The sequence below is a fragment of the Pseudomonas mandelii genome, assembly GCF_900106065.1.
Taxonomy (GTDB): domain Bacteria; phylum Pseudomonadota; class Gammaproteobacteria; order Pseudomonadales; family Pseudomonadaceae; genus Aquipseudomonas; species Aquipseudomonas mandelii.
The window spans coordinates 6,976,811-6,986,489 of record NZ_LT629796.1; the positions used below are offsets into that span (position 1 = coordinate 6,976,811).

A 9,679-nucleotide genomic window follows, 5' to 3' on the forward strand; every position below is an offset into this window, starting at 1 on the left:
CGGATCGTTATGTTTACTTTTGGTGTACCGTTTTCTCGTGTCTCCCTGTCCGGGGCATTGTTGATGCTGGGCTGCGCGCCTGCCGGCGCCTTTGCTGCCAGCTGCGACTCGCTCAACTGCCTGACAACGCCTCAGGCCAATGTAGCGGTGAACGATGGCTCGACGATTTACGTCGGTACGGGCGGCACTCTGACCGATAGCACCGTGAGCAATGGGTTCATCCAACTTCTGGACGGCGGGCGCGCGAACGGCACCACAGTCGATGGCAGTGGAAGGCTGAGTGTCTATGACTCTGCGGCGGCATTCAGCACCGTCGTTGAAAACGGCACCATGGTCGTCGTCGGTTCAGCCACAGCCCTGCGCACCATCGTCAACGACGGCAACCTGGAGGTGGCGCAGAACGCGGTGGTCAGTGATACCCAGCTCAAAGGCGGCACTATGTGGGTGTATACCGATGCCACCGCCAAGAACACTTTCGTCAACAACAGTCAGATGACCGTTTACGAAAACGGCAATGCCGACCGCACGACGGTCAATGACGGTGGCGAACTTTCCCTCAGCGAGAACGCCTCGGTCATCAACACCGTGGTCAATCAGGGCGGGATGATGGATAGTGGGGCTGGCCCGCATATCCACTTCACCACCGTCAATCAGGGTGGCCTCATGGTGCTCGGCGACCTGGCCGAAGCCAGTGACACAACGATCAATTCGGGTGGTGTTCTGCGACTCAAGGGTGATGCAGTGCTGGGCGGCGCGAACCATATCACCGGTCAAGTCACGTTCGCCGATCCGGCCATCAACGGTTTTCACACGCTGACGATTAAAGGCCCGTTGACCGGCAATGGCAGCTTCCTGATGAACACGGACCTGGCCTCACTGCAAGGCGACCTGATCAAGGTGCAAGGGCCGATCAGCGACAGCCACACCCTGGTGGTTGCCGACTCCGGGAACGCGCCGAGCGGCGAGCAGCAGCAGCAACTGATGCTGGTGGATGGCAACGGTGGCAGCGGTGATTTTAAACTCCATGGCGGGACCGTCGATGCCGGCGCCTACCGCTACACCCTGCAACAGCACGACGACGATTGGTTCCTGGCCAAACCAGGCGAAAACACACCTGATCTGGATCCGGTTGATCCGGTAGATCCCATAGATCCGGCAGATCCCGTAGATCCGGCAGATCCGGTAGATCCCGTAGATCCGGCAGATCCGATCGATACGATCGATACGATCGATACGATCGATACGGTCGATCCAGTCAACCCGGTGACCCCACCCGTCACTGAACAGCCAGACAAGCCAGTCATCGCCCCGCCACCGCAAACGCCGCAACCGATCCAGACTCACCCTGTTCCTCAGGCAAAAGTTCTCAGCAAAGGCGCCAACGCGGCGGTCGCCAGCCACGCCGCCTCCGCTGCGCTGATCGGCGCGCAGATGAATGCGACGACCCAGCATTTGGGCGATCTTCGTTCGGGTAAGGATCAGGGAGGTCTGTGGATCCGTGGCTATGGCACTGAACAACGCCTGGACACAGGTGCCAGTCGCGCGTTCCAGCAACAGGTCAACGGCCTGGAAATCGGCGCCGACACGGCCCTGTCCTTTGCCGACGGTACGCTGTATGTGGGCGGCTTGCTTGGCAAGGGTCAGGCGCGGCAACACTTTGGCGAGGCCAGCAATGGCACGATCGACAGCGCGACGCTGGGGGGTTATGCCGCCTATCTGGACCGCAGCGGGATGTATGTCGATGGCGCGCTGAAATACAGCCACCTGAACAATGACGTCGACATCACCAGCAACCTCGGCGACAAGGTCAAGGCGCGCTACAAGAACCACGCCGTGAGTGCTGACGTTCAACTCGGCAAGACTATCGACCTAAGCCAGGGCTGGTTCGTTGAACCCCAAGCGGGGCTGCAGGTAGCGCGCATCAGTGGCGGCAGCTACACGGCGAGCAATGGCCTGAGCGTTAAACAGGATTCGATGGTTTCGCTGCAAAGCCGTGTTGGCGGGGCGTTCGGGCGAAATCTGCAGCCAGGCAATGGCGTTGCGGTGAAACCTTACGTCAAGGCCGCCTGGATCACCGAACATGCAGGTGACAGCACAGTGAACGTCAACGGGGCAAAACTCGACAGCCGCTTGCCGGGTTCACGAGCCGAGGTAGCGGGTGGCGTCACTGTGACGGCGGTTGAAAAACACAACTTCTTCGCCGAAGCGGGCTACACCAAAGGCAACGATATCGAACAGCCTTGGGCGCTGACGGTCGGCTATCGCTACAACTGGTAACGCCCCCAACCCTTGTGCCAAAAGGGCATCCCTGTGGGAGCGGGCTTACCCGCGAAGGAGCTGGCACATCCAACATCAAGGTTGCCTGCCAGACCGCTTTCGCGAGCACGCTCGCGCCCACAGTGGGTGGCGACGTTTACAAGAATCGGAGTCTGCTCACCCGGGGTCAATAGGGATTCAATCATCCGGCATTTCAGGAGGCTTGGCCGGTTTCGCCGGTTTTCCCGGTTTTGCACCCTTGGCGCCTTTAGCGGCCGGTTCGGCGACGACGGGCGTTGCGACTGTCGGCGGTGCGGCTTCTTTTTCGGCGGCTGGCAAGGCGTCGATGGTGTCGAAAATCTTCTTCAAGTCGACCGACTTCGATTCATCCCCCGAACTCTCGAACTTCTTCTCACCATCCTTGCCCACCAGGATGACTTTGGGAAACGCCCCCGCGCCGAGTTTCAGCGAGCGGATCAGCGCCATGGTGTCCTGCTGGCCGAGATCCTTGCCGTCGAGCTGACCGAACATGTTCAGCACGGTGTACACCCTGATATTGCGTTGCTTGACGCCATCCTTGTTGGCCGGATCGTCCATCGCCTTTTTCAGGCTCACCCAGACCGGGTCAACGGTACTCGAAGCAATCACAATCAGTGGCCGGGATCTGCCTTTGTCATTGTCCAGCGGTGAGCCGTCTTCGGCGGCGAGCAAGGGGCCGGCGAAAGCCAGCAAGGTAGTCAGGGTCAAAGACCTGATGAGCATGCGCATCTCCTTTTGATATCCACGCTCTAATGATTGCGCATCGCGGCGATCGTTCCGGGTGACGCACCGCAATTGTGTTCCGCCTTGACCAAAGCTTAGGTCAGGGCGGTCATTGCGCAACAGGCTGAGCTAATCTCATCCCTTATGACGATACACCTGATCCGCCGTGAGAACCCGCCATGAGCGCTCCATCATCCTCGACCAGCGGTATGCTGTGCTCAGTACTCTCCCCCCGTTGCCACTTTAAAGTTGAGACAAACGCGGGTTCCTGCCTGCTCCTGGCTGGTCAGCTCGACCGAGCCCTCTAAGCGTTCCATTATCCTTTTGACCAGGGCCAGGCCTACGCCCAACCCGCCTTGTTTGGTGGTAAAAAACGGCTTGAAGACCATTTGTTGCTGTTGCTTGGTCATGCCCTTGCCGGTATCGCTCAGGATCATGCACACATGGCCGGTCTGCGGCGATTCAATCTCGATACTCAGCACGCCGCCCCTGGGCATGGCTTCCAGGGCGTTGGCAATCAGGCTATTGAGAATTTGCGTCAGCAACACCTGCTGACTAACCACTGGCGGGCAGACCTTGGGTGTGAAACGGACTTCAACGCCGGAGCGTTTGATCAGCGCGTCGAAGGCACCCAGGGTGTCATCAATGATCAATACCAGATCCACCGCCTCATAGTCGTCATTCATCGGCCGCAACGACATCAGCAATTCACGAACCCAACGCGACATGCGATCGACCTGATTGATGATGTCGCCGATGTTCTTTTGCGTATTCTGGCTGGCGATTTCCTGGGCCAGTTCGGCGCTCGAGCGAATGTTCGCCAGCGGATTGCGCAAACTGTGGGCCACGGCCGAGGACATTTCACCCAGCGCCACGAAGGTTTCGTTGGCGATCAACTGTTTCTGCTGGCTCTCGAGCAGCTCGGACGCACGCCAGACAATCCAGAATAGCGCGAGGTAAATGACGACACCACCAAGCAGGGTCGCCAGCCAGATCGACTTGAAACCACGCTGGATGCGCGCCACCAGGTCCGCAGGTTCTTTGTAGATCTCCACCATGGCGATCACTTTGCTTTTGTCGGCATTGAACATCGGGATGTAGTTCTCGATGAACAAGTACTTGGGTTCGCGCAGCAGCATCTGTTCGGGACGTTCTTCATCGATCTGGTGGTAGCTGGTGGACACGGTTTCCTTCATCTCAAAGGATTCGTCCAGTTCCTTATCATTTTCAATGCGCACGCCGACCAACTCCGGGTTGGTCGACCAGACCACCGTGCGATCCAGAGCGTACACCACCGCCAATAGCGTGTCCGGCAAGTGTGCGACATGATCGAGAAACTCTGTGCGGGCAGCCGCACGAGAGCCCGGATCGACGTCGGAATAGGCATTGTCACCTCGAGGATCGAGCATTTCGCCCATGGTTCTGTTCGGGGTAATCGAGGCGTGGCGGATTTCGGCATCACCAATGGCCTGAATGAATTGCGCGGTCAGCATGGAATCGCGCTCGATGCTTTCCTCGACGACGAAGCGCGTAGATATATAACCCAGCCCCAGCGCCACGGCGGCGATGATGAAAAAACTGCCCAGGGAAAACCAGCGCAGCAGATTGAACTGGCCACGTAAGCCCGTGCCTTCTCCTGCCGCCGTGTGCGGCAGCGCAGGTACTTTTTGGCGCTGGAGTATCTGCATGGGTGGCTCCTGAGTACTGGACGAAGCCTTTTCATCGGATCAGTGCAGGTGGCATTGATCGAGCCCGACGGCTCAATGATTGTATTCAGCTGCTATTGCAACTGCGCCGCCTGCAACGATTGTTGACGGTCAGTTTCTTCCTGCAAAAAATCCATGATGGACTGCGCTGCGTCTTCATCCAGGCGCAGGTTGGGCATTGGAATCTTGTCAAAGCGCTCAAACAGTTCCAGCGCAATCGGGTCCTTTTCGGCAAGCATGCGGTCCGGTTCGCGGATCCAGCGATTGAGCCAGACGGGGTCTCGCTGACGGGTCACGCCGATCAGGTCCGGGCCGATGCTGCGCATGCCGATGCCCTGCCCGTCTTGCGGCCCGAGGCTGTGACACGACGCGCAACGGGTGCGAAACAATTCTTCTCCGTTGCTCGGCGGACGAATCTCGGGCGCATTGGCGTAGCGCCCTTCGGCACTGGCCTGCTTCCAGTTCTGCAAGGTATTGGCCAACTGATCGGCGAGGATCCACGGGTTCTCGAACGGCGAGGCTTTCATCCAGCGACCGGTGCTCTGGTTGCCAACGATCAGGCTCAGGTTGTGATCCTTGCTGCGTCCGTTGTCGACGCCTTCGATAAACAGCCCGAGTTTTTTTCGCAGGTCGGTAACGGCCTCGAATTCGCCGGTGAGAAACTGCCAGCCCGGTCCCACCTTGAAGCGCTGGGCGTAGGCTTTAAGCACCTCGGGGGTATCGCTCAGCGGGTCAATGCTGATCGAGTAGAAAAAGATATCCTTCCCGACCCGGTCCCCGAGCAACTGTTGCATTTGGCGCAGGCGCGCGGTTTCCAGCGGACAGGAGTCGCTGCACGTGGTGAAGATGAAGTTGATCACCACCACTTTGCCCTTGATCAGGTCCTCGAAAAAACGCACCTGCCGACCGTCCTGATCGGTCAGCAAGGTGTTGGGGAAGTAATCGCCGCCCCAGGGTGTCGCCGATTCCGTCGGCGACGGTGCACCTTCATGAGCGAGCAGCAGCCAAGCGGCCAGCACGCCGGTGACCAGCAGCAAAATCAGGTGCATGCCCAGGGCGCGGGAGCGCGGCGTAGTTGATGTCATGTCGGCTCCCCTGCGGATCATGGTGTGACCGCTGCTTTGGTACCGTAGCCGTCGCCGGTGCGGAAGGTTGGCAGCGCAGCGGAGTTCACGTAGCGCACGCCATCCCAGCTCGGCAATGGAGTCGGCATCAACTGCACTTGCCCGGGTTTTTCAACGTCCCAACGCAACAGCATTGAGTTGTCCTCATGCTGAGTGTTGTGGCAGTGCTCCATGTAGGTGCCGGCGAATTCGCGAAATTGGATCGCAATCTCGACATTGTCCGTACCATCCTTTTCCGAACCGACGCGATACACGTCCTTGCGTGCCCATTTTTCCCATTCCGGTGGTGGCTTGCCGCCACGGCTGAGGATGATCCCTTCCTCGAAGTGCACGTGCACCGGGTGGCCCCAGCCCGTGTCATTACCCTTGATGTGCCACACTTCCAGCGTGCCGAAGCCCGTGGCGCCGGCGTCGGTCGGACCGCTGGCCAGTTTGGTCGAGGTGTTCAGCCGACGTGGGTCCATGCGAAACCCGAAACCGCCGTCGGTCTTGACCGTCCAGGGTGCTTCATCGGTGCCATCAGAACGGCCGAAGGTAAAGGTGCGGTGACGAGCCTGAGCCAGCAGCGCCTTGTCGGCCGCATTGTCGCGATGGATTTTCAGCGGGATCATAAACAGGCCTTCAGCCTTGCCCGGTTTGGCCGGCTCATAAGCGGCCGGGTCCATGGCCAGGTCCTGACCGGTGTAAGCCTTGACGTTGAGTTGCAACACCTTGCCTACCGCCGGATCACCGTCCTCCCACTTTGGCCCCTTGCTGGTTTGCTTGATGATCGCCCGGTACTTCTCGGACAGCACGTCAGCCAGGGCGACGGGTTCTTCCGGACCCTTGCCGTCTTGGTGCACCAGCAGGTTGACGAAGAACAGCTTGTCGCCTGGTTTGATCCCGTTTTTCGAGAAGTTAACGATGATGTCGAAACGCTCGGCGATGCCCAGGGTTGGCAGGATCGCGTTGTGGTTCTGTTTGTCACCGTCGGCATCCAGGTCCATGGTGCCGTCGAACGGCACGGCGTGTTCCATGATATTGCCGTCGTTGGCGATCAGGTGGAACGGCACCCGGGCATACGACACGCCCGACCCGACAGGCCCTTGGAACTCGCCACTGGTGCCCTTGATCTCGCGCACCAGCGCCATCTTGAAGTAGCGCGACACGGAGCCATTGAGCATGCGCAAGCGATAGCTGCGGGCGCGCACATCCAGGACTGGTTTCCATTTCCAGTTGACCAGCACCTGGTCACCGAGGAAGCCGGCAGTGTTGAAGGGGTTGAACCACAGTTGACCGTTCTTATCCCACGCCTTGTCGGCAAACATCAGGTTGACGTCGTAGTCGCGGTTACCCCAGGGCAAGGCGCTGCCGCTGGGGAGGCGCAGGTTGACGCCGTCATTCACCGATTCATTGGCGCGGTCCAGGGCGCTGTAGTAGTTCATCATCGCCGCGTTGCCCTTGTAGACGTTCTGCGCGGTGAAATCGAGCATGTGGTCGTGGAACCAGTGGGTGCTCATGGTTTCGCGCCAGTCACCGCGGATTTTGATCATCCCGTTGTCGCAGGTTTTGCGGCCGGGGGCGAGGTCGTTAGTCCACAGGGTTTCGCCCGGCGAGCACGGAAACGCTGCACGCGGGTCTTCAGCCTTGGTGTTGATGCTGTCGTAACCGGCCAACTGGATCGGCCAGCGATAGTCGTAGAATTGCCCGGGGAAGAAAAACGCATTGGTGTAACCGTCGCTTTCCGCCGGTGCGTGACCGTTGTGTTCGTGGGTGGTGATGGTGTGCAGACCAAACCCCATGTTCGCCGACGGGTCGATCGGCAAGCCGTTGTAATGACGCATCAACACAGGTTGCCCGTACCGCACCATGAGCAATTTTGGCGGCAAGGTGCCGTCGAAGGTCCATAGCGAGTTGAGTTTCTGCACCGGCATTTTCGGATGAAAACGCGGTTCAGATCCTTTGGAGGTGCCTGCTGTCGCTGGCACGCCCGCCACATTGTAATAGAGACCACTGGGACCGAACTCACCCACGGCATAGCGGTGCATCTGGCGACTGTCACGCAAACCGGTATTCACCCGTGCGCCGGCTTGCACGGTCTTGTAGGCCACCTGCGGGTAAAACTCGTTCCAGCGCTGGTGCGACCAGCCTTTTCCTGGCGGACGGCCTTCAGCCGACGAGCCGATACGGCGGTTGAGGAAAAATTCAATCTGCTTCTGCCAAGGGTTGCGGTCGACCACGTTGGAATACTGGCTGGGGAACGGAGTCAGGCCTGGTTGACGCAAGAACGCGTCGAGCGCCGCACTCGGCGGAGCGCTGCGTGCGACGCTGGTGGGATCTTGTTGTGGCAGCGGGCCAATGGCGGCGGGTGGAAACGGCAACAGTGCCGCCGGGGTGGTGGGGTCGAGTTTTTCCACACCGAATTCTTCGAACAGCGCCAGTGGTTGAGTGAACGGCAGAGCACCATACAGCGGACTGGGTTTTCCGTTGGTGGGGTAATTGAAACTGGTCTGCAGCGCTGGCGGCAGGATGTTTTCCTTGCGCGTGGTGTCTTTGCTGCCTTTGACGCCACCCGGCAAGTCGAAGGAATCGAGGTTAGCCGGGGGCATGGTCAAAATGGCGTTCAAGGCGCCTACTTTGTCAGTCGGTTCGTCGTAGTACGCTGAAGGGTCGGAGGGTTCGGGCTGTCGTTCGTCGTCGATCGGGCTGGCGCGCAGGTTTGTTGTGCCGAGCGTCATTGTCAGAAGGACGCTCAGGGGCGTCAGGAGACCAAACCATTTGCAGGGGTGCCGCGCTTTTCTGTCCATCACCAGCCGCCTCTAAATCGTGAAGGGGGTAATGGGAGGAGTGCAAGGAGTTCGCCAGATTCGTAATGTTCTATACAAAGCATCAATACCCAGCAGAACAATGGCTTATCAACATCAATTTGCCATGCCCGAAAGCGACTGGGGCATGGCACCCGCTACTGGGTAAAGTTCTTCCCCATATTCAGGGAATTCGCTTGAACAACAGGCGGACACACCGTGCCGTCGCCCTCGCGACTTTCCCGACTGAACACCCCGCCGCACCGCTCCATCATCCGCTTGACCTGCACCAGGCCACCTTGCCTGGTGGTGAAAAAAGGCCGGAACGCCAGGCTGCGTTGCTCCAGGATTTTTGCGACAGGAACAGCCCGGCGTCTTATCAGCTTGTTCAGCAGTCAAGAGTCCGTGGGAAGCATTCATCACGTTTGGATTACAGGTGGCGGGCGCGTCGAAAACCGATCAACAGAAACAGGGTGAACAAGCCGAGGACAAACCCAAGACTAATCGCCGGATTTACCACTGGCTCAAGGTGATCTTCTTCGCAGGCAGTGCTATTGAATTGCGCGACAGTAATTCGCTGATGATCCATCGAAGACCGCGTTTGGCCAATTTGGATCGCCGCCTGTTGCTCTAGATCCAACGCCTGATACTTCCAGAGCGTTGAAGATCCTTCTCGGCAGTAGGTAAATTCAGCGGGATGTGAAGCGGCGATAATACAAGCGTCGTTGATGCCCATTTTTTGCAGCGTTTCTGTTGCGGATCGGGTGAAGTCCAGCTCGAAGACCGGAATGATCCCGGTAGCAGAAGCGGTGAGCGAAACCAACAGGCTGCTCATGGCGCAGGTCGTTGAAATGTTCAAGGTCGGGCTCCCCTATTTCCATTCCCTGGTCAAATGTTGATCGAGCGTTTCCCACGAACCGACATACCGGCGTGGCAGAGTGGTTCACGCATTTTCGGCCGAACAAACGGCCAGAGTTTTAAAAAAACGGAGGGCATCCATTGCCCTCCCCTCCGATGTCCACGCTCCCTGCGACATTGCTGATCAGAA

6 protein-coding genes and 1 pseudogene are annotated in these 9,679 nt (G+C 58.8%); 1 reads left to right on the forward strand and 6 read right to left on the reverse strand.

Annotated elements, in window-relative coordinates:
* Positions 1–9: 9 nt before the first annotated feature.
* The gene (locus BLU63_RS32380; protein ID WP_083377206.1) at positions 10–2,277 is read left to right on the forward strand and encodes an autotransporter outer membrane beta-barrel domain-containing protein; all 2,268 of its coding nucleotides are present in this window, start codon (positions 10–12) and stop codon (positions 2,275–2,277) included.
* 177 nt (positions 2,278–2,454) lie between these two features.
* On the opposite strand, the gene BLU63_RS32385 is transcribed toward BLU63_RS32380, so the two are convergent.
* From BLU63_RS32385 to BLU63_RS32960, 6 genes and pseudogenes are all read right to left on the reverse strand, one after another.
* Entirely contained in the window at positions 2,455–3,018 is a 564-nt protein-coding gene (locus tag BLU63_RS32385; protein WP_083377207.1) for a DUF4174 domain-containing protein, read from the reverse strand.
* 218 nt (positions 3,019–3,236) lie between these two features.
* The gene (locus BLU63_RS32390) at positions 3,237–4,706 is read right to left on the reverse strand and encodes a sensor histidine kinase (protein ID WP_083377208.1); all 1,470 of its coding nucleotides are present in this window, start codon (positions 4,704–4,706) and stop codon (positions 3,237–3,239) included.
* A gap of 92 nt (positions 4,707–4,798) precedes the next feature.
* Positions 4,799–5,809: an SCO family protein gene (locus tag BLU63_RS32395; protein WP_144443469.1), complete on the reverse strand. Its 1,011-nt coding sequence runs from the start codon at positions 5,807–5,809 to the stop codon at positions 4,799–4,801.
* 17 nt (positions 5,810–5,826) lie between these two features.
* Positions 5,827–8,634 carry a multicopper oxidase domain-containing protein gene (locus BLU63_RS32400; RefSeq protein ID WP_083377210.1) on the reverse strand — a complete coding sequence of 936 codons (2,808 nt, stop codon included), beginning with the start codon at positions 8,632–8,634 and terminating at the stop codon, positions 5,827–5,829.
* Positions 8,635–8,815: 181 nt separating this feature from the next.
* Positions 8,816–8,975 (reverse strand): annotated as a pseudogene (locus BLU63_RS33935) (two-component sensor histidine kinase); the annotation flags it as partial.
* Positions 8,976–9,061: 86 nt separating this feature from the next.
* Entirely contained in the window at positions 9,062–9,466 is a 405-nt protein-coding gene (locus tag BLU63_RS32960; protein ID WP_154504030.1) for a hypothetical protein, read from the reverse strand.
* Between the last annotated feature and the right edge of the window lie 213 nt (positions 9,467–9,679).

Excerpts from the sequence above, each read along its gene's own strand:
- BLU63_RS32380 (WP_083377206.1), top strand. The coding sequence starts at position 10 with ATGTTTACTTTTGGTGTACCGTTTTCTCGTGTCTCCCTGTCCGGGGCA.
- BLU63_RS32385 (WP_083377207.1), bottom strand. The coding sequence starts at position 3,018 with ATGCTCATCAGGTCTTTGACCCTGACTACCTTGCTGGCTTTCGCCGGC.
- BLU63_RS32390 (WP_083377208.1), bottom strand. The coding sequence starts at position 4,706 with ATGCAGATACTCCAGCGCCAAAAAGTACCTGCGCTGCCGCACACGGCG.
- BLU63_RS32395 (WP_144443469.1), bottom strand. The coding sequence starts at position 5,809 with ATGACATCAACTACGCCGCGCTCCCGCGCCCTGGGCATGCACCTGATT.
- BLU63_RS32400 (WP_083377210.1), bottom strand. The coding sequence starts at position 8,634 with ATGGACAGAAAAGCGCGGCACCCCTGCAAATGGTTTGGTCTCCTGACG.
- BLU63_RS32960 (WP_154504030.1), bottom strand. The coding sequence starts at position 9,466 with ATGAGCAGCCTGTTGGTTTCGCTCACCGCTTCTGCTACCGGGATCATT.